Origin of the sequence: Flavobacterium sp. 90 (genome assembly GCF_004339525.1) — a bacterium.
Classification (GTDB): domain Bacteria; phylum Bacteroidota; class Bacteroidia; order Flavobacteriales; family Flavobacteriaceae; genus Flavobacterium.
Genome location: NZ_SMGE01000001.1, coordinates 96,125 through 117,011, shown reverse-complemented (window position 1 = coordinate 117,011; position 20,887 = coordinate 96,125). Strand labels below are relative to the sequence as shown.

Below are 20,887 nucleotides of genomic sequence, written 5' to 3'. Positions count from 1 at the left end.
ATGTTATTGAAAAAGCTATTAATGAATTGCTATTTTTATTCCTAGTATAAAGGTTCTTGAAGCCGGGAAAGAGTTGAAATCAATTCCTCCACCAAGATTTTGAGCCGTGGCACTAGCTGTATGTCCATTTATTTCAGGATCATTCCCGGAATATTTTGTAATTGTCAATAAATTTTGACCAATAGCGTACAATCTTATATTATCAATAAACTTGGTAGGTTTTAAGATGCTTTCAGGAATAGAATATCCAATTGATAAGTTTTTAAGACGCAAATAAGACGCATCCTCAACAAATCTTGAATTTACATAGCTTCCGTATGTACTTTTGTAATAACCGTCTCTTGGAATATCTGTGTTTTCATTTGTTCCGGCAACCCAGCGATTTAATGCATCTGTACTCGTGCTTGATTCTCCAACCATTCTTGTCATATTGTAAACAGAGTAATCAAGAGCGCCTTGGAAGAATACATTCACATCAAAATTTCCAAATCTAAAGTCATTATTGAAACCAACAATAAAATGTGGCGTAGAATTTCCCAAATAAGTTCTGTCATCAGCCGTAATTTTACCATCTCCGTTTAAATCTTCATATTTTGGATCTCCAGGCTTAGATAAAGGTTGTGGAGCATAAACTTCTCCGGTTTTAATTACTCCGGCATATTTAAATCCATATAAAACCCCCATTTCTTTTCCAGGTTCTAGTCTTGTAAATTCACGACCGGAAACAGTACCACTTGGGTTAGAAGTATTGTAACTGATTATTTTAACATTATCTGCAAGTGAAATTACTTCTTGTTTATTGTACGCAAGATTTAAAGAGGTTCTCCAGTAGAATTTATCATTTTTAAAGTTTTCACTGCTTATACCAAGTTCAATTCCTTTATTATCAACTGTACCTGAGTTAAGAGTTTGGGTGCTAAATCCCCACCATCCTCCAACAGGAACATTTAAAAGTGCATCTGTTGTTCTCTTTTTGTAAACATCAATTGTAGCAGTAAGTCTGTCATTAAAGAATCCCATATCCAAACCAATATTGGCTTGAGATTGTTGTTCCCATTTTAGATCAGGATTTGATAAGTTTTTAGGTTCATTACCACCTACAAAAGAGCCGTCAGAAATAGTAACATTCCATGGAGCAAGATTCGCCAAATATAAATAATCCGGAATTCCGTCATTTCCTGTAATACCATAACTTACTCTTAGTTTTAGTTCTGAAAGAGCTTCTAAATTTTGCATAAATGCCTCTTTTGAGATTCTCCAGGCAACTGCTCCGGAAGGGAAAGTACCGTATTTGTTATTTGGACCAAAACGAGAAGAACCATCACGTCTAATTGTAAATGATGCTAAATATTTGTCATCAAAAGAATACCCTAACCTTCCGAAATAAGAGGTAAGTTTAGTTTCCGTTTTCTGAGTTTCAGGTCTTAAATAAACAGCTGCACTTTCAAGATTGTAATAAGTTAATATATCATTTGCAAAACCGGATCCCTGTGCTTTCATTCTTTCATAAGTATCTTTTTGGTTTGATGTTCCAATCATTGCTGTAAAAGAATGCTGATCTTTAATATTGAATTTATAAGTCAAATATTGTTCTGTACTCCATCTGAAATAAGTTTTATTTTCCTCAGATCCGGTACCGTTTAATGCAGCTCCTGCAACAAGAGTTCGTGGCGTATATTTACCCTGAATATTCTCTTGCCATTCTGCACCAGCTCCAAAATGGTATGTTAAACCTTTAATGATTTCATAATCCAGAAACATATTTCCATTTACTAGTCTATTGATCGTGTGATCTGTTGGTTCAAGTAAAAGTGCTAAAGCGTTATCTTTTCCTTGGAATTTGTAGTAAGATCCGTCAGCATTATAAATAGGGATAGAAGGAGGTGCAGTTTGAATAGAAAATAATGGAGCTAAAATATTGTCGCCAAAATCACTGTTGTGACCTTCACTTGCAGCACCATATACATTGGTTCCTACTGTTACTTTGTCACTAAATTTTTTCTCAGCTCCAATACGAACAGTATATCGTGTGAAATCAGTATTTTCTATTGCTCCGGTTTGTTTTAAATAATTTCCGGATAAGAAAAATTTAGAGGTTTTATCGCTTCCGCTAAAAGTAAGCGTTCTGTTTAATACTTCTCCGGGACGAGTTGCCGCCTCAAACCAATTCGTATTAGCAATAGGAAAACTTGCAGGAAAAACAGGCGGTCTACCGTTTTCAGCAGCAATCGCATTTTGAATAGAAGCATATTGTTGTCCGTTTAACAATGAAGGTTCCTGGATAATATTTTGAAAACCATCTGAGATTTCACCTTCAATTTGCATTTTACCTGATTTCCCTTTTTTGGTCGTAATCATAATAACTCCGTTTCCTCCTCTTGAACCGTAAATTGCTGTAGAAGCAGCATCTTTAAGAATCTGGATGCTTTCGATATCATTTGGGCTAATTGATGCTCCGGTACTTGTAATAAAACCGTCAACTACATACAATGGCGCATTTGAGGTTGTAATTGAGTTTCCTCCTCTAATAATTATACTAGGAGTAGTTCCGGGCGCATAACTATTTTGTTGTACCTGAACTCCGGAAGCACGTCCTTGAAGAGCTTGTCCAACATTCGAAACTGTTCCGCCTAAGTTTAAATTGTCTTTTCCAACCGAAGCAACAGAACCGGTAAGGTCTTTTTTCTTAGCTTTTCCGTATCCAATTACGATTTCCTCTAGTTTTTGTCCAACTTCTTTCAAGATCACTTTTATTGGAGAACTTCCTATTGCAACTTCTTGATCTTCCATACCAATATAAGTTACAATAAGTTTAGTAGCATTGTCAGGAACAGTAATAACAAAACTTCCATCAACATCAGTTTGAACACCTTTGGTTGTGCCTTTTACTACAACATTAGCACCAGCAATAGGAAGCCCGTTTTGATCTGTTACGTTACCCTTTATCGTTTTTTCAAAAAACAATACAACATTGTTTTTAGTTGATGTATTTATTGATGAAGCTGCTGAAGCCTGAAACGTTAAAGCTAATAAGGAAAGAATTGTGAGTTTAATTTCTTTATTGGAAACATTCGTAATCCGAAAATCCCTTGGCTTTTTTTGAGTTAATAATTTCATACTAAAATTGGTTTTGGTTAATGATTAATTTGTTTTTTCTTCTTTGTAAGTTTTAGATTTCTTTTTTGATCTTAAAAATTCATTCTGTCTTTTTATTTGGTTTTAAAGTGAGCTGTTTTCTTTTTAAAATAGTCGTTTCATTTTCGCTTTAACAGGGAACGATTTCATCAACTTTTATCCCGTTTTTGAGTGGCAAAAACGCTTAAAATTTTCCTTAATTAACTTAGTTTTAAGATTAATACTTGACGAAACTATATATTATATTTTTATAAAACAAGAAAAAACACAAAAAATGTGCTCGAACACACATAATTTATGTTCTCGAGCACATAAAAATGTGCAAAACGTTTTTTTTGACATAAAATGATGTGATTTATATAAAATATTTTGGAAATAAAAGCCCTTCTATATTTGAGGTTATTTTATGTCAAATTGTTATTTAGATGAATTATAAATGTAGTTTGTGTAAAATGTTGTGAATTTCGTAATGACGTGATTAGATTTATAATAATTAAACAGGCTTTTCTTATGGAATTATTTAACAGAAAAATTGATTTTTACGGATTTTTCTTTATTAAAAAAGAAGTTACTTTTTTCTGAATTTTAAAGTATATTAGTCCTTCTGAAAATAGTCCGAAATGAGGAATGCATTTTAGTGTGTTTTCAATTTTTAGAAAAGTAAAAAATTAACAAAATTTAAGAGTCAAAATTGTGAAAGAATATCAGGTAGTTTTAATCGATAAAAATCAAAAAAGTGCTAATGAATTTTTAGATTCTGAGCTATGGAAAAAAGCAAATTGTTTAACTGATTTTTCTTCACCATGGAAAAATGATGCTGTTTCTAAAATAGAATTTAGAGCACTTTGGGATCTGGAAAATCTCTTTTTTAATTTTAGAGTTTTTGATACCGATATTTATAGAGATCAAAAAGACAATAGTTTTGATAGTATTGGAAATTCTGATAGAGTAGAACTTTTCTTTCGCGCGAATGATTCTTTAAATCCTTATTACTGTCTTGAAATGGATACTGCAGCGCGAATAATGGATTTTGAAGCGCGACCAAACAAAGATTTTGATTTTGATTGGAAATGGCCTAAAAAGGATATTGATGTAAAAGCTTCAAAAGACGAAACTTCATTTATGGTCGAAGGCCGAATTAGTATTCAATCTTTAGAAAGTTTAAATCTAATTAAAGATAATACAATCGAGACGGGAGTTTTTAGAGCGAAATTTTCTCTGGCTGAAAATCTACAATACGATGCAACCTGGATTTCTTGGGTAAATCCAAATACTGAAACGCCTAATTTTCATATCGCTTCTTCTTTTGGGAAATTTATTTTAAGCCCACGGATTTAACTGATTGAACGGGTTTTCGCTGTTTTTATGAATAAAATTAATCTCGCAAAGTCGCAAAGTCGCAAAATTTTTAACGTAGAGGCGCACAGCAGTGCGTCTTTGTATTTAAAATTTTCTAATAGAATTGTAAAAAAAAAATAATCTGCGTAAATCTGTTTAATCTGCCAAATCTGCGAGCAATTTTTTAGCCCACGGATTTAACTGATTAAACGGGTTTTCGCTGTTTTTTATAAATAAAATTAATCTCGAAAAGTCGCAAAGTCGCGAAATTTTTAACGTAGAGGCGCACAGCAGTGCGTCTTTGGTATTTAAAATTTTCTAATAGAATTGCAAAAAAAATAATCTGCGTAAATCTGTTTAATCTGCCAAATCTGCGTGCCATATTTTAAGCCCACGGATTTAACTGATTAAACGGGTTTTCGCTGTTTTTTATAAATAAAATTAATCTCGCAAAGTCGCAAAATTTTTAACGTAGAGGCGCACAGCAGTGCGTCTTTGGTATTTAAAATTTTCTAATAGAATTGCAAAAAAAAATAATCTGCGTAAATCTGTTTAATCTGCCAAATCTGCGTGCCATATTTTAAGCCCACGGATTTAACTGATTGAACGGGTTTTCGCTGTTTTTTATAAATAAAATTAATCTCGCAAAGTCGCAAAATTTTTAACGTAGAGGCGCACAGCAGTGCGTCTTTGTAATTAAAATTTTCTAATAGAATTGCAAAAAAATAATCTGCGTAAATCTGTTTAATCTGCCAAATCTGCGTGCAATTTTTTAGCCCACGGATTAAACTGATTAAACTGGTTTTTGCTGGTTTTTGCTGGTTTTTGCTGGTTTTCGCTGGTTTTTATAAATAAAATTAATCTCGCAAAGTCGCAAAGACGCAAAGTTTTTAACGTAGAGGCGCACAGCAGTGCGTCTTTTGTAATTAAATTTGCAAAAAAAATCTCCCAAATCTGTGAGCGAATTTTTATCACATATATAAAAAAAAATCTGTGTAAACCCGTTCAATCCGCTAAATCGGCGGGCAAAAAACAGTTAAGAAATGTAAAATGTAGCATTCTCGACATTAATAATATCAATAGGCAGTAATATTGTTTCCGGAATATCTTTGCGGAATAAAAAATGTTCGACTAAAGTACTCACTCCAAGATAAGCTTGTCTTTTTTGATTTTGGTGAATTAAAAAGTGAACCAATCCCTGGTTTAGGAAGTTCACATTTTTTTCGACTAAATCGTAGCCTATAATCGCAATTTTTTTTGTTTTTATCGAAGATAGGATAGAAGCGATTTGATATGCTTTTGAAGTCGTGATGAAAATTCCTTTCAAATTTGGATTCTCTTCTACAAATGCCAAAAATTTAGTTTCAACATTTGGGTGTTTTAGTTTTAGAGTTGTCAAAGAAAAACCGGCAATCTTTTTTTCGTCAAAATAATTTCTGAAGCCTTTTTCCTTTTCCTGCATGTGAACCGCATTTTTAAGGCTTTCGTCAATGTGTATAATCGCAATTTGACCGTCAGTCAAAATCAGATTCATTAAACTTGCCGCTACGCGTCCGCTTTTGTACAAGTCTTGTCCAACAAAACTTTTAATAGATTCGCCTTCGATTTGATTATTAAAAGTATTCACCATAATATTCAATTCGTCATATTGTTTAACGATTTCCAAAGTTTCTTTATGGAATAACGGAGCGATCAAAACAGCGTCAGGCGATTTCTTGATGATGTTTTCGTTTGTGCTTAAAAATGATTTAGTGCTTTCCGGATTAAAATAGTGCGTTTCGATTACGACACTATAAGCTTTAAACTCGGTTATTGCTTCCTGAATTCCGTTTACGCACGGAAGCCAGTAAGAGTCAATTTCAGGATCCGGAAGTAAAACACAAATTCTATAGACTTTTGTGCTTTTTAAATTTCGGGCAATTAAGTTGGGCTGATAATCAATAACGTTCAAAACCTCATTGATTTTCTCTAAAGCCGTTGGAGATACTTTTCCTCTATTGTGCAAAACGCGGTCAACAGTTCCTTTAGAAACTCCAGCCATTTTTGCTATATCCTTAATTGTGTACTTTTTATCCATATGAGCAAATATAGAAACTTTGATTTAATTATTTAAAAAATTCTGTCAGAATTATTTAGTGTGCTCGAGAACATTTATTTGGTGTGTTCGAGCACATTTTTTGTTTTTTTCTTGTTTTATAAAAATATAATATATAGTTTCGTAGAATCAAAACCAGAAAACTAAAATAAATCCTTAACCAATTAATATTGTAATTATTTGATTTACAATATTTTATCATAGAATTGTCAAGTGAAAAAAATTACTTCATTAGCCCCAGGTCGGACATGTCTCTTTGGAGATCATCAAGATTATTTAGGATTGCCGGTTATCGCCTGTGCAATTGATAGAAATATAAAACTAACTGCTGAACAAAATAACACCAAAACATTTGTTCTGAATATGATTGATATCGATGAAGTTCGTGTCATTGATATCGATGCAACTTTTGATACATTAGAGCCACGAGATTATTTTGCTTCCTCATTGCGTGTTTTACGCAGATACGGTTGTTTACCAAATGTAGGTTACAATATCACAATTACCGGAGATATTCCCATTAATTCAGGAACATCAAGTTCATCGGCATTATTAATGGCTTGGATTCAGTTTTTGATTTCGGCTTTTGGCGTAAATCAGGAAGTTACCTCTGAGTTTATTTCAAAAGTAGGTTACGAATCTGAAGTTCTCGAACATGGAGAACCAGGAGGAATGATGGATCATTTTAGCATTGGAGTTGGAAATGTGGTGTATATTAATACCAAAGAACCTTTTTCGTTTAAAGTAATTAGAAAAGATTTAAAAGGTTTAATTACAGGAGTTTCGGGCGTGCCAAAAGAAACAATTGGTTTAATTGGCGAAATAAAAGGAAACGCACTAATGTCTATAGGAATTGTCAAGCAAAATTTCCCTGATTTTGATCTTTATACTTCTGAAATTGAAGATATAGATCGCTACAGAAATTGTTTGCCGGATAGATTGATTCCGTTTTTTGAAGCGGCGATAAAAAATTATCATTATACAAAAGAAGCTTTAAAAGAGTTTGAAAAACCAGTTTTAGACCTTAAAAAAATTGGAGATTTAATGAATCAGCATCACGAAGTTTTGCGAGATTTATTAAAAATTACAGTTCCACGAATTGATGATATGATCAATGCAGCTTTGCGTGCAGGCGCTTATGGTGCTAAAATTGTAGGTTCTGGCGGCGGCGGAAGTATTGTTGTAATTGCCGATCCTAAAAATGAAAATCAGGTAATTGAAGCTATTTTAAAAGCCGGAGCGCAGGAAGCTTATGCCGTGTCTGTAGATCCTGGTGTGAGAGTTATTGAAAATATTTAAATTTAAAATATAAGTATGCACAACAATTTAGTTATTCTTGCGGGTGGAGCATCTTCCCGCATGAAAAAAGAAGCCGTTCTTGATAATTTATCACCGGAAGAAATCGCTCAGGCAAACGAAAGAAGTAAAGGTTTAATTGGCGTTGGCGGAAGCGGTAGACCTTTATTAGATTACCTTTTATTGAATGCCAAAAAAGCCGGATATAAAAACATCTACATTATTATAGGTGAACAAGGTGAGCTTTTTAAAGAGTTTTACGGAAGTCAAAATGTCAACAATGATTTTCACGGACTTAATATTTCATTTGCCGTGCAATATATTCCGGAAGGAAGAATAAAACCATTTGGTACAGCCGATGCTTTGTTTCAGGCAGTTGAACAATTTCCGGAGTTGAATTCTCAGCAATATTCGGTTTGCAATAGTGATAATTTATATTCGGCGAAAGCCTTATTGGCGCTTAGAGAAACCAATAGTCCAAATGCTTTTATCGCTTATGATCGTGATGCATTGGAATTTCCTTCTGAAAGAATCTCGCGTTTTGCCATTGCCAAATTAGATCAGAATAATCAGTTATTGGACATCTTAGAAAAACCTTCGGCAGATGTTTTAAATGATTATAAAGATATTGAGGGGAAAATCAGAGTAAGTATGAATGCTTTTAAATTTAACGGAAGTACATTATATACACATCTTAAAAATTGTCCGGTTCATCCTGAAAGAGACGAAAAAGAATTGCCAACGGTACTTTTAAATTCGGTAAAAGAGAATCCAAATACAACCTTAGGAATTCCTTTTTCAGAACACGTTCCGGATCTGACAGCAAAAGAAGATATTGCCGATGTAAAAGCATATTTGAAGAAATATTATCCGGTTTTAGACTGGCAGACATAAAAAAAATTAACAAAAAATTGATATCTAATTTACGGATAAGTATAACTTATTAGACTATTTTTGTTTTAAAATTGCAAAAAAAATGCACTAAACCGTGCTTTAATTGCGATATATTTGCAAAAAAGTTGATGCTATTTTAGATTGAGAAAACCACTAATCTATTAACAATCAACCAAAAGTATTATGTCAAACATTGAAAGTGCATTACATATAGACAAGAGGAGTACTATTATTCCGATGATAATCTTAACTGCATTATTTTTTATTCTGGGTTTTGTAACCTGGCTAAACGGACCATTAATTCCATTTTTTCAATTGGCGTGTGAGTTGACCTCTTCGCAAGCTTATTTTGTAACTTTTGCTTTTTATATTGCCTATTTTGTAATGGCAGTTCCATCATCTTGGGTAATTGAAAAAGTAGGGTATAAAAATGGTATTTCGTTAGGATTATTAATCATTGCAGCCGGAGCATTTATGTTCTATCCAGCAGCCGAAAGTAGAACTTTTTTATTATTTTTGATTGCATTGTTTGTAATGGGAACTGGTTTGGCAATTTTGCAGACAGCCTCGAATCCTTACGTAGTTGTTATTGGCCCAAGAGAAAGCGCTGCTGCGAGAATTAGTGTTTTAGGAATTGCCAATAAGTTAGCAGGATTTGTAGCGCCATTGATATTGACAGCTTTAGTTTTGTCTAATATGCAAGAGTTTACAGCTGATAAAATTGCTTTATTGGATTCCGTTTCAAAAACAAACGCTCTAAATTCACTTGCATTACAATTGCAAAGACCATATCTTTATATGGGATTGATTATTATGGTTTTGGCATTGTTAGTAAAGCTGTCGCCATTGCCGGAAATCGATTTGGATGAAGACGGAAATGTTACGCATTTAAGTATTTTTAAGCAAATCAGAAATGCATTCAGACGTCCGCAATTGGTTTTAGGCGTAATCACTTTAATGCTGTATTTAGCTGCCGAAGTTTTAGCCGGAGATTCTATTGGAGGTTTCGGAAAAGAATTGGGAGTATATGGAACAGAAGGAAATTTTTATTTAAAGTTAACTTCCTTTACAATGTCAGCAATGGTTGTGGGGTATATATTAGGAATCACATTAATACCTAAATATGTATCGCAAGTTACAGCCTTGAAGGCATCAGGAGTTTTAGGTTTAATTTTAGTATTGGCAATAGTTTTGATTTCGCCAAAAATAATGATTCAGTTGCCTGGAATTCCAAATCTGCCGGTTGTATTACTTTTAGTAGCATTATTAGGTTTGGCAAATGCACTTTGCTGGCCTGCAATTTGGCCAATGGCATTAGAAGATCTAGGAGGTTATACTAAAATTGGAAGCGCAATTTTGATCATGGGAATCATTGGAGGAGCAATTTTTCCTTTGTTCTACGGAATGATCACAGAAAATATAAACGCATCAAATATTGCAAACGGAACCGCAGAAATTTCAAAAAGCGGAAATCAGATTGCCTATTTAATGTTGTTACCATCTTATTTAATGATTCTTTTTTATGCTGTGAAAGGTCATAAATACAGAAGTTGGTAAATTTAACGAGAGAAATTAAAAATAGACTATATCATGTTAAAAAGTAAAATCGACAAAGCAACGGGGTTCGAGAAACGATTCGAAAACATCAATACGGTTGTTTTTGAAAATTCAAATGATGCTTCAAAAGCGGTTGCTCAAGAAATTGCAGCTTTAATTCAATCCAAACAAAAAGAAAACAAGCCTTGTATTTTAGGTCTTGCAACTGGTTCTTCTCCAAAAGGATTATATGCAGAATTGGTACGTTTGCATAAAGAAGAAGGTTTAAGTTTTAAGAACGTAATTAGTTTTAACTTGGATGAATATTATCCAATGGAACCAAATTCTATCAACAGTTATGTTCGTTTTATGAAAGAATTACTGTTTGATCATGTCGATATTTTACCTGAAAACGCTCATGTTCCGGACGGACTTTTAACAAAAGAACAAATCGCTGATTATTGCCACGAATATGAAGCTAAAATCGAAGCTTTGGGAGGAATCGATCTTCAGATTTTGGGAATTGGAGGTAACGGACATATTGGTTTTAATGAGTCAGGATCGTTACAAAACTCAAAAACTCGTTTGGTGGCATTAGATCACATTACCAGAGTTGCTGCAAGTAAAGATTTCTTCGGATTAAGTAATACGCCAAGAACTGCAATCACGCTTGGAGTTAAAAAAATCATGGAAGCCAAACAAGTTATTTTATTGGCTTGGGGAGAAGGAAAAGCAAATATTGTAAAAAAATCAGTTGAAGATGAAGTTACGAATCGTGTTCCAGCTTCGTTTTTGCAAGAACATAATAATGCCGTTTTTATTTTAGATAAGGAAGCATCTTCAAAACTTACAAGAATCAACAAACCTTGGTTGGTAGAAAAAGTAGTTTGGACAGATAAACTGACTCGTAAAGCGGTTTTAGGATTGGCGCTTCAGCTTAAAAAACCAATTTTAATGCTTACAGATGCAGATTATATCGAACACGGAATGAGCGATTTATTGGCTGATTCAGGTCCTGCATACGACATCAACATTAAAATTTTCAATAAATTACAAAATACAATTACAGGTTGGCCAGGCGGAAAACCAAATTCAGACGATACAAATCGTCCTGAAAGAGCAGAGCCAGCTAAAAAACGTGTATTGATTTTTAGCCCGCATCCTGATGATGATATCATTAGTATGGGAGGAACTTTCATGCGTTTGCAAGAGCAAGGACATGAAGTGCACGTTGCGTATCAAACTTCTGGAAATATCGCTGTAGCGGATGATGAAGCGTTGCGTTTTGCAAGATTCGTAATTGATTACAATGAAAAATTCGGAATCAAAAGTGCTGAAGCAGATAGTATTTACCAAAAAGCAGCTACTTTTTTAACGAATAAAAAGAACAGTGAAATTGATATTCCTGAAGTACGTTACATTAAAGGATTAATCAGAAAAGGGGAGGCGAGAGCAACAAGTCATTTTGTTGGTTTGACAGATGATCAGATTCATTTTATGGAATTGCCTTTCTACGAAACCGGAACTATCGAGAAAAAACCAATTGGACAAGAAGATATTCAATTGACAATGGATTTAATCGAAAAAATTAAACCACATCAAATATACGCTGCAGGAGATTTAGCAGATCCACACGGAACTCATAAAGTTTGTCTTGATGCTATTTTTGAAGCTGTAAAAGCACTTAAACCAAAATCATTTATGGATGATTGCTGGTTATGGTTGTACCGCGGAGCTTGGCAAGAATGGGGAATTGACGAAGTTGAAATGGCGGTACCAATGAGTCCGGATCAGGTTTTGGCAAAACGTCACGGAATCTTTAAACACCAATCTCAAAAAGACGGAGTTGTTTTTCAGGGAACAGATGCCAGAGAATTTTGGCAAAGAGCCGAAGACAGAAATGCCGAAACAGCTGCTTTGTACCAGCAACTTGGTTTAGCAACATACGCCGCAATGGAAGCTTTCGTGAGATGGCACTATTAAGGTGCTGAGGTTCTGAGTTACTAAGTCGCTAAGGTTTTAGTATTAGAAAATATTCGCCACGAATTCACGAATTATATTTAAAACTAATTCGTGAATTCGTGGCGAAATTATTTAGTCGCAGATTAGAAAATCATTTAAATCCTTTTAATCTGTGGCAAAAAAAGAATAGCTTTGTACCAACAAGAAGCAAGAAGAAAGAATGACTTTATATTCTTTCTTCTTGCTTCTTTTTTCTTCACAACATGGAACCAGACAAAAAACTTCTTATAAAATTAGCTCATACTAAAATGCCTTTCGGAAAATACGAAGGATGGTTTTTAATTGATTTACCCGAATATTATGTCGTTTGGTATCAGAATAAGGGATTTCCTAAAGGAGAATTAGGCCAGCAATTAGCCCTTGTTTACGAACTAAAATTAAACGGATTAGAGGAATTAATCAGGAATATTAAGAAGCAATATCCAAAACCTTTAAAATAGTAAGAAAAATCTTTTGCTATATCGTTTTTTTTATTTAAGTTTGATAAGTAAAAATATTACAATTCTAAAAACAAAGTGATACCACAGAATTCAAGACTGAATTTATAGATGTGTACAAGTCAGTGTTTTAAATTGATAATGTTTCTATTTGATAAAAAAAATATTATATTTTTTAAAAACATATTGACACCACAGAATTCAAGACTGAATTTGTAAATGTGTACAAGTCAATGTTTTTACAATTTATAATATTTTTTTTATGTTTAAATTTATCACTTAAATTAGATTTTTTTTGATCAATACGAAAACCTGTGGAGCTATAGAATTAAGGATGGATTTAACCGCAAAGGGCGCAAAGTTTTTTTTGTTATAGATTACGCTCATTAAACTCAAAGTTCGCAAAGCTATATTTATAAAGCTTTGCGAACTTTGAGTTTATATAAAACCTTAGCAATAAAAAACCTTTGCGTGCTTTGCGGTAAAAATAATTAGTCAATACAAAATATTTTATATTTATCCGTTTTTTTATCATTCCGAAAATCTTTCTTATTTGATATTTACACTTTTTAGTCAATGAAATTTCGAAAGATTAAGAGTATTCTTCAAAAATATTCCTAATAAAAGCTTAAAATTATCGATTACAAAACCAAGTAATCGTTCTAATTAAAAATTTGCAAATTATCTCATAATCTAATTGATAAATTATCTAATTAAATTTGTACTTTTGCCAAGTTTTTTACACAACTACATACAAACAACAACAGAATGAATCAAACAAAATATATTTTTGTTACAGGCGGTGTGACTTCTTCTTTAGGAAAAGGTATTATCGCGGCATCTTTAGCAAAATTGTTACAAGGAAGAGGATATCGTACAACTATTCAAAAATTTGATCCGTACATAAATGTAGATCCAGGTACGTTAAATCCGTATGAGCACGGAGAATGTTATGTAACAGATGATGGTGCAGAAACAGATTTAGATTTAGGTCACTACGAGCGTTTTTTGAACGTTCCTACTTCTCAGGCGAATAACGTTACTACAGGAAGAGTTTATCTTTCGGTAATTGAAAAAGAAAGAAGAGGAGAATTTTTAGGAAAAACAGTTCAGGTTGTTCCTCATATTACAAACGAAATCAAAGACAGAATGCAATTGTTGGGTAAATCCGGCGATTATGATATTGTTATTACTGAAATTGGAGGAACTGTTGGTGATATTGAGTCACTACCTTATATTGAGTCTGTTCGTCAGTTAGTTTGGGAATTAGGAGAAAATAACGGAATTGTTATTCATTTGACTTTGGTTCCTTATTTGGCTGCTGCAGGAGAGTTAAAAACAAAACCTACACAGCACTCGGTAAAAACTTTGATGGAAAGTGGTATCAAAGCAGATATCTTGGTTTGTAGAACAGAGCATGAACTTTCTGATGAATTGCGTAACAAATTAGCGTTGTTTTGCAACGTAAAAAGAGAAGCGGTAATTCAGTCAATTGATGCTTCAACAATATATGAAGTTCCAAATTTAATGCTTGAAGAAGGATTAGATGTTGTGGCTTTAAAGAAATTAGATTTACCTAAAAAAGCAGCTCCGGATTTAAAAAACTGGAATACTTTTTTACGCAGATTAAAAAATCCAAAACATACCGTAAATATTGGTTTGATTGGTAAATATGTAGAAATGCAGGATTGTTACAAATCTATTTTGGAGGCGTTTATTCATGCAGGAGCTTCAAATGAAACTAAAGTAAACGTAATTTCAATACACTCAGAACACATTAATATTGATAATGTTACTGAAAAATTAGGGCCTCTTGACGGAGTTTTAGTAGCACCTGGTTTTGGAGAAAGAGGTATTGAAGGAAAAATCGAAGCCGTTCGTTATGCACGTGAAAATAATATTCCATTTTTCGGAATTTGTTTAGGAATGCAAATGTCTGTTATCGAATATTCAAGAAATATTTTAGGTTATACTGATGCCAATTCTACAGAGATGAATGAGAAAACTCCTCATCCGGTTGTTAATTTAATGGAAGAACAAAAAACAATTACTGATAAAGGTGGAACAATGCGTCTTGGTGCTTGGAAATGTGATATTAAACCAAACACTTTAGCACACAGAATCTACGGGCAAACGACTATTTCAGAGCGTCACCGTCATCGTTATGAGTACAATAATAAATATGCTGATGAATTACAAAAGGCAGGTTTAAAAGCTTCTGGAGTTAATCCTGATACAGGTTTAGTAGAAATTGTAGAGCTTGAGAATCACCCGTTTTTCATTGGTGTTCAATACCACCCGGAATACAAAAGTACAGTGGCAAACCCACATCCAATTTTTGTAAACTTTGTGGCTGCTGCAGTAAATGCACATAAAAAACAATAATTAATATTCTGAAAGGATGTAACTTTTGAGTCAAACTCATTACTAATAGTCTTTAACGAATAACCCTTTTTTAAATTATAATGGAAGAAAAAAAATTTGATCTTAATTCAATCATTGGTTTTGTATTGATATTTGGAATTTTGATTTGGATTATGTACCAAAATCAACCTTCTGATAAGGAGATTGCTGCTGAAAAAGCCAAGAAAGAATTAGTTGCTAAGCAAGAAGCTCAGGCAAAAGCTGATAAAACTAAAACAGCAGTTTTACCAGTTGCTGCAGCTACAACTCCTGGCGATACGGTACAATTAGCACAATTGCAAAAATCTTTAGGTGGTTTTGCTTATTCTGCTACACTTCCTTCTGCAAAAGAAGGTTTTACTACTATTGAAAACGAAAAGATGATACTAAAAATCGCTAATAAAGGTGGTTATATAGTGGAAGCTAAGTTGAAAGAATTTAAAAGATTTGAGAAAAATTCCGGACAAATAGTAGAATTAATTAAAGACAATAATTCTGATTTAAATATTCAGTTACAAACTACAGATAACAGAACTTTAAACTCTAAAGATCTATATTTTGAGCCAACGTTGACTAAAAATGGTGCAGACCAAATTTTGACAATGCGTTTGAAAGCCGGAGCAAATGAATTTTTAGAGTACAAATATATCTTGAAGCCAAACGATTATTTAGTCGGTTTTGATATTCGTTCTCAAGGATTGAATAAAGTTTTAAATTCTTCAAAACCATTAGATTTAGTTTGGGATTTGAAATCTTATAGAAACGAGAAAAGTGTTTCTATTGAAAAAAGATATGCTCAAATTGAATATGAGTATGGAGATGAGAAATACAGTTCAGTAAGTCATGGTGTAGGAAAAGAAGATACTCCTGAAAAAGTGAGTTACATCGCTTTCAAACAACACTTTTTTACTGCTATTTTAGCTACTGATAAACCATTCGAAAAGTCTAAGTTACAATCTGATGATTTAGTAAAAGATGAAGCAGTAGACACTACTTTTATCAAACAATTTAAAGCAACAGTTCCGTTAGCTTTTTCTAATGGAGAAGTTGATTATAAAATGAGCTGGTATTTTGGACCATCTGATTATAAAACTTTAAAATCATACGATAAAAACTTCGAAAAAATTATTCCATTAGGTTGGGGGATTTTTGGATGGATCAACAAATGGGTTTTCATTCCGTTATTTGGATTTTTGAGTTCTACAATTGGATTGTCATTAGGAATTGCGATTATCATCTTTACAATTATTATCAAATTGGCAATGTCGCCAATTACATATAAGTCTTTCTTGTCTCAGGCAAAAATGAAAGTTCTACGTCCTGAAATTACAGAATTGGGAGAAAAGTTCAAAAAAGACCCAATGAAGAAACAACAAGAAACGATGAAGTTGTACAACAAAGCAGGAGTAAACCCAATGGCAGGATGTATTCCGGCATTGATTCAGCTTCCGTTTATGTATGCGTCATTCCAGTTCTTCCCTTCAGCTTTTGAGTTAAGACAAAAAAGTTTCCTTTGGGCAGACGATTTATCATCTTTTGATGCTGTTGTAAAATTACCATTCCACATTCCGTTATATGGAGATCATATCAGTTTGTTCCCAATTATGGCTGCAATTGCGATTTTCTTCTATATGAAAATGACTTCTGGAGATCAACAAATGGCTGCGCCTCAACAAGAAGGAATGCCGGATATGGCAAAAATGATGAAAATCATGATTTATGTTTCGCCATTAATGATGTTAATTTTCTTTAATAGTTATGGTGCAGGTTTGAGTTTGTATAACTTTATTTCAAATTTAATTACAATCGGAATTATGTTTGTAATCAAAAATTATATCGTTGATACAGATAAAATTCACGCTCAAATTCAAGAGAACAAATTAAAAGAACCTAAAAAACAAAGCAAGTTTCAACAACGCCTTCAGGAAGTAATGGAGCAACAAGAAGCTGCAAAAGGTCAAAATAAAAAGAAATAATAAATAAAAAAATCTCGAGTAATCGGGATTTTTTTATATCTAAATTATACTTTATGAAAAGCATTTTCGTTAAAGTTTAAAATTAAACAGAACAATGATTTGTAGAAAAATAATAATCGGATTACTTTTTTTAAACGCCCTTTTAGTTTCGGCGCAGGATTCTAATAAACTTGATGCTAACGGAAAGAAAGATGGTGTCTGGAAAGGAGTTTATGAAGTCTCTAAACGTCCTCGTTATGAAGGAACTTTTAGCCACGGAAAAGAAACTGGCATTTTTAAATATTTTGATGATACTAAAAAAGGTGATGTTTTGGCCACTCGTGATTTTAGTGCGAATGACGGAAGTGCTTACAATATTTTTTATGATCAGAATAAAAATAAAGTAAGCGAAGGTAAAGTAATTGGTAGAAATAATGAAGGAGAATGGAAGTATTACCATAAAGCTTCTAAAGTTGTTATGACACTTGAAAACTATAAAAACGGTAAACTCGAAGGTTCAAGAACGATTTATTATCCAGACGCAAAAATTGCTGAAGAAATGACGTATAAAAATGGATTGAGAGAAGGTATTTATAAAAAATTCGGGCAAAACGGAATCCTTTTAGAGCAAACCACTTATGGGAATGATCAATATAATGGAGATGCTATTTTTTATGATTCGGAAGGTACTATTGCTTCTAAAGGGAAGTTTTTGAATGGAAAAAAAGTTGGAAAGTGGCTGTTTTATTCAAAAGGTAAATTAACCAAAGAAGTTAATATGAGCGATCCAAAAAGTAATTATCAAGCTGATTCAAAACCTAAGAAAGAATAAAATTTAAAGTCCGTTTAACGGACTTTTTTTTGCCATGAATTTCACGAATTTTCACGAATTATTTAATACTCAAACTGAGTGAAGAAAAATTCGTGAAAATTCGTGAAATTCGTGGCAAACTTTTTTCTCTCATGATATACGTCAAAAAGAAATTCGTGGTAACTTCTTTTAATTCAGTTTGAAATATTAAAAAAGAAAAATTCGTGGCAAACTTTTTTCTAAATTTGATTTACTAATACTTCAAGTAAATGGATTTAAACGAACTTTCAGGAAGATTTCTATTGTTGTTTTTCTCAATTTTGATTTTGTATTTTTTCTCTAATAGAAAAGATAATGAAACCATAAATCCCTTGATGGTTATTGTTGGTCTTTGTACTTTTTCGCTTTGTTATTTGTTTACAAAAATCGAGATCGGCGTTGGAATTGGTTTTGGATTATTTGCTATTTTCTCCATTTTAAGATTCAGAACGCAGTCTTTTACTGTAAATGCAATTATCTTTTTGTTTGCTACAATTACACTTTCTATTTTGGATATTATGTATCCATATGAGAAAATAGAAGTGCTTCTGTTTTTTCAAATTATCATCATCGGATTTTATATCGTAGCTTCTGTTATAGTCAATAAAAAAGCTTCTAAATATTTGAATATAGTAGAAGTGAAAATTGCCTTAGAAAGTGATTTTTCTTTAGACAATCAAGCCATACGAAAGTCTGTTCAGCAAAAAATGAATATCGATGATTTTGATTTTAAAATTGTGAATATAAACACGATTTCAAATGAAATCGATCTTCAAGTATTCTATTGATTATTCAGATGAACCAAAGAGATTAAAAGTGCCTTTAGGTACTAAATATTGGTAGGAAACACCAATTTAAAAAAAAATTGCGTACCTACGGCACGCTAAATCTACTCTAATTCATATTTTTCTACCAATATTTAGTGTCTAACGACACAAGTTATAAGTTTTCAACCATTGGATTTGCATTATTCATTAAAAGGCCGAACTTGTTTAATATATAAATCCCTGTTTTCTCCAACAATTTTAAATTCTATATCTACAGGATGAAATCTGTTTTTTTTCCAATAACGATACATTTTTTCTTCGATTTTTGAGCTGACAAGAAAAAGCCTGCTCATTTCTTTTCGGCTTAATAAAGGTTCGTTATTATTTAAGTTGGAATTTGAGGTATAATCTACATCAAAATCGGTGTCATCTTTTCCTGAATTAAAATGATAGGCGACAAACTGCTCACAGATTTCTCCTTTTTCGGGTTTTACAACTGAGTTTTCTCCTTTTTGAACATTGACTGTAATGCCTGGGAAATTTTCCCGGAACATATTTTTTGTGATCACAACACCATTTGCAAGTTCATCCGGAAAAGAACGATGTACCAGAACTCCCATCGCAATATTATGCTGATCAATTCCAAAAAGTTCTCTTTCGTTATATGAAGCTTCATTCCAAACGCTTGCCCAAACTTGTTTAATTGCTTTTTCGAATGTTTTGATACTATCTCCCAGAATTCCGGTTTTAGAATCGTATAACCCGGCGCCATTAAAATCATCTAAATCCTCTGCATTTGTAGAAGATCTGAATCTAAAGTTTTTAAACTTTGCATTTTTAAAGGTTTCGTTCAGTTTTGTAATTAATTCAGGATCTACAGGTTCTTTCTTAATTGCATCACGAATCTTTTTCAATTGATGGTTAATCCAAACGGTGGAATCTTTATGAGGATACTCTAAAAGCTCAGAAATTAATGGTGAAATTGATTTTTTCTGAATGTGTTTTGTATAAAAATAAAACGGAATTGCGTGTGCGTCTTCAGGAGTTTTAAATGCCGTTTCTTTTGAAATAGCAATTAAATAAGCCATGTTTTGAGCTTTAGAACCAATGTAGTTTATTCCTTTTTTAGGAATTGTAGCTAAATCTACTAATTCAGTAACGCTATTATCAATGATTAGTTTTTTCTTTTTTGTCGAAGCTTTTTGCTCTATTTTTTTAGTAGTTTCTCTGATATAAAAAGTATCAATTGCAATTTTTAATTCTACTTTTTTTGAAAGTAATCTTTTGATGTTATTATCCTCTAAAGCTTTTGTGTAAGCCATTATCGGAATTTTTCTGTTCTTGCCCAAAAGCACTAAATGACTTAAAGGCGTTTGTAATTCGTTGACAATAATTCCTCTTACATTTGGCAAAATGTCTGGTGTTCCGTCTAAAACAATGATTTCGTCAGGATTTGGTTTTATTTTTTCTAAGTCTTTGATTTTATATTGTTTTAGAATGCCAATATTTGTTCCCGCAACAACTTCCTGATACTTGATTTCATTAAAAATATAATCAGATTTCACACAAGGAATCTTAAATTTTTGTTGCTGAAACCACTCCATTTGAGTCGGATTATTCAGGTAGAATTTTAAATTTGAACCAATAAAAGTCGATTTTACGATTAAATTATAAAAGCGTTCAATAGATTCAATTGGCATATGATCTGAAGCCGCTAATTCGAAAATCCATTTTTCGGTTCCTTTGATGTGATTGAGATTTCCCAGGAAAAAATCTCTGTCTTTCATCGTGTCACTATAATTCTCATTATTAAAGACTTCTAAATCTTGGCTATAGCCTAAATAATTGGTAACAAAGTCATAATGCAAAAGAATTAAACTGCTATTGAAATAGTACATTTTTTGTTTTTTGAGATCATAGATAACTTTTACAGATTCTATATTCGAAAATTTATCTGATAAAGGTTTGCCTCTAAATGCTTTATAGGCGCCGTAATTTGATAATGACGCAGAGTATCTTTGAGCACTTAAAGTAACTGCAATGAATAGAAAAAACAGACTGTAAATATATTTTTGCATGACGTTTTTATTGATAATTAAAAGTAATTAAAAAAAACAATAAGTTTTATCTACCGTGGCATTATATAAACTAATCAAAAC

The 20,887-nt window shown here is 32.7% G+C and carries 13 protein-coding genes; 10 read left to right on the top strand and 3 right to left on the bottom strand.

Going from position 1 to position 20,887, the window contains the following annotated elements:
• Positions 1-18: 18 nt before the first annotated feature.
• Positions 19-3,117: a TonB-dependent receptor gene (locus tag C8C83_RS00470; protein ID WP_132011618.1), complete on the bottom strand. Its 3,099-nt coding sequence runs from the start codon at positions 3,115-3,117 to the stop codon at positions 19-21.
• Positions 3,118-3,828: 711 nt separating this feature from the next.
• On the opposite strand from C8C83_RS00470, the gene C8C83_RS00465 reads away from it, so the two are divergent.
• Positions 3,829-4,473 (top strand): sugar-binding protein, encoded by a 645-nt coding sequence (locus C8C83_RS00465; RefSeq protein WP_121325942.1) that lies wholly within the window; start codon positions 3,829-3,831, stop codon positions 4,471-4,473.
• 1,036 nt (positions 4,474-5,509) lie between these two features.
• On the opposite strand, the gene C8C83_RS00460 is transcribed toward C8C83_RS00465, so the two are convergent.
• Complete coding sequence (locus tag C8C83_RS00460) at positions 5,510-6,550, bottom strand: LacI family DNA-binding transcriptional regulator (RefSeq protein ID WP_121325940.1); 1,041 nt, start codon at positions 6,548-6,550, stop codon at positions 5,510-5,512.
• Between the two features lie 231 nt (positions 6,551-6,781).
• Between C8C83_RS00460 and C8C83_RS00455 the strand changes: the two genes are divergently transcribed.
• The 9 genes from C8C83_RS00455 (at position 6,782) to C8C83_RS00415 (ending at position 18,749) form a co-directional block, all read left to right on the top strand.
• Complete coding sequence (locus C8C83_RS00455) at positions 6,782-7,867, top strand: galactokinase family protein (protein ID WP_121325939.1); 1,086 nt, start codon at positions 6,782-6,784, stop codon at positions 7,865-7,867.
• 15 nt (positions 7,868-7,882) lie between these two features.
• Positions 7,883-8,758 carry a sugar phosphate nucleotidyltransferase gene (locus C8C83_RS00450; protein WP_121325938.1) on the top strand — a complete coding sequence of 292 codons (876 nt, stop codon included), beginning with the start codon at positions 7,883-7,885 and terminating at the stop codon, positions 8,756-8,758.
• A gap of 183 nt (positions 8,759-8,941) precedes the next feature.
• Positions 8,942-10,315 carry a sugar MFS transporter gene (locus C8C83_RS00445; protein WP_165877216.1) on the top strand — a complete coding sequence of 458 codons (1,374 nt, stop codon included), beginning with the start codon at positions 8,942-8,944 and terminating at the stop codon, positions 10,313-10,315.
• Positions 10,316-10,348: 33 nt separating this feature from the next.
• Positions 10,349-12,277: a glucosamine-6-phosphate deaminase gene (gene nagB / locus C8C83_RS00440; RefSeq protein ID WP_121325936.1), complete on the top strand. Its 1,929-nt coding sequence runs from the start codon at positions 10,349-10,351 to the stop codon at positions 12,275-12,277.
• Positions 12,278-12,519: 242 nt separating this feature from the next.
• The gene (locus tag C8C83_RS00435; protein WP_099711497.1) at positions 12,520-12,756 is read left to right on the top strand and encodes a DUF3820 family protein; all 237 of its coding nucleotides are present in this window, start codon (positions 12,520-12,522) and stop codon (positions 12,754-12,756) included.
• 765 nt (positions 12,757-13,521) lie between these two features.
• The gene (locus tag C8C83_RS00430) at positions 13,522-15,138 is read left to right on the top strand and encodes a CTP synthase (protein WP_121325935.1); all 1,617 of its coding nucleotides are present in this window, start codon (positions 13,522-13,524) and stop codon (positions 15,136-15,138) included.
• Positions 15,139-15,218: 80 nt separating this feature from the next.
• Positions 15,219-17,132, top strand: coding sequence for a membrane protein insertase YidC (yidC, locus tag C8C83_RS00425; RefSeq protein WP_121325934.1), 1,914 nt, complete (start codon positions 15,219-15,221; stop codon positions 17,130-17,132).
• A gap of 94 nt (positions 17,133-17,226) precedes the next feature.
• A complete protein-coding gene (locus C8C83_RS00420) occupies positions 17,227-17,943 on the top strand; it encodes a hypothetical protein (protein WP_132011617.1) in 717 nt (238 codons plus the stop codon).
• Between the two features lie 248 nt (positions 17,944-18,191).
• Positions 18,192-18,749, top strand: coding sequence for a DUF4956 domain-containing protein (locus C8C83_RS00415; protein WP_121325933.1), 558 nt, complete (start codon positions 18,192-18,194; stop codon positions 18,747-18,749).
• A gap of 179 nt (positions 18,750-18,928) precedes the next feature.
• Here the strand turns inward: C8C83_RS00415 and C8C83_RS00410 are convergent, their stop codons facing one another.
• The gene (locus C8C83_RS00410; RefSeq protein WP_121325932.1) at positions 18,929-20,806 is read right to left on the bottom strand and encodes a PEP/pyruvate-binding domain-containing protein; all 1,878 of its coding nucleotides are present in this window, start codon (positions 20,804-20,806) and stop codon (positions 18,929-18,931) included.
• Positions 20,807-20,887 lie beyond the last annotated feature (81 nt).

Bases quoted from the DNA above. Each gene is read 5' to 3' on its own strand.
- nagB (WP_121325936.1), top strand. From the start codon at position 10,349: ATGTTAAAAAGTAAAATCGACAAAGCAACGGGGTTCGAGAAACGATTC.
- C8C83_RS00470 (WP_132011618.1), bottom strand. From the start codon at position 3,117: ATGAAATTATTAACTCAAAAAAAGCCAAGGGATTTTCGGATTACGAAT.
- C8C83_RS00460 (WP_121325940.1), bottom strand. From the start codon at position 6,550: ATGGATAAAAAGTACACAATTAAGGATATAGCAAAAATGGCTGGAGTT.
- C8C83_RS00415 (WP_121325933.1), top strand. From the start codon at position 18,192: ATGGATTTAAACGAACTTTCAGGAAGATTTCTATTGTTGTTTTTCTCA.
- C8C83_RS00435 (WP_099711497.1), top strand. From the start codon at position 12,520: ATGGAACCAGACAAAAAACTTCTTATAAAATTAGCTCATACTAAAATG.
- C8C83_RS00450 (WP_121325938.1), top strand. From the start codon at position 7,883: ATGCACAACAATTTAGTTATTCTTGCGGGTGGAGCATCTTCCCGCATG.
- yidC (WP_121325934.1), top strand. From the start codon at position 15,219: ATGGAAGAAAAAAAATTTGATCTTAATTCAATCATTGGTTTTGTATTG.
- C8C83_RS00430 (WP_121325935.1), top strand. From the start codon at position 13,522: ATGAATCAAACAAAATATATTTTTGTTACAGGCGGTGTGACTTCTTCT.
- C8C83_RS00410 (WP_121325932.1), bottom strand. From the start codon at position 20,806: ATGCAAAAATATATTTACAGTCTGTTTTTTCTATTCATTGCAGTTACT.
- C8C83_RS00445 (WP_165877216.1), top strand. From the start codon at position 8,942: ATGTCAAACATTGAAAGTGCATTACATATAGACAAGAGGAGTACTATT.
- C8C83_RS00420 (WP_132011617.1), top strand. From the start codon at position 17,227: ATGATTTGTAGAAAAATAATAATCGGATTACTTTTTTTAAACGCCCTT.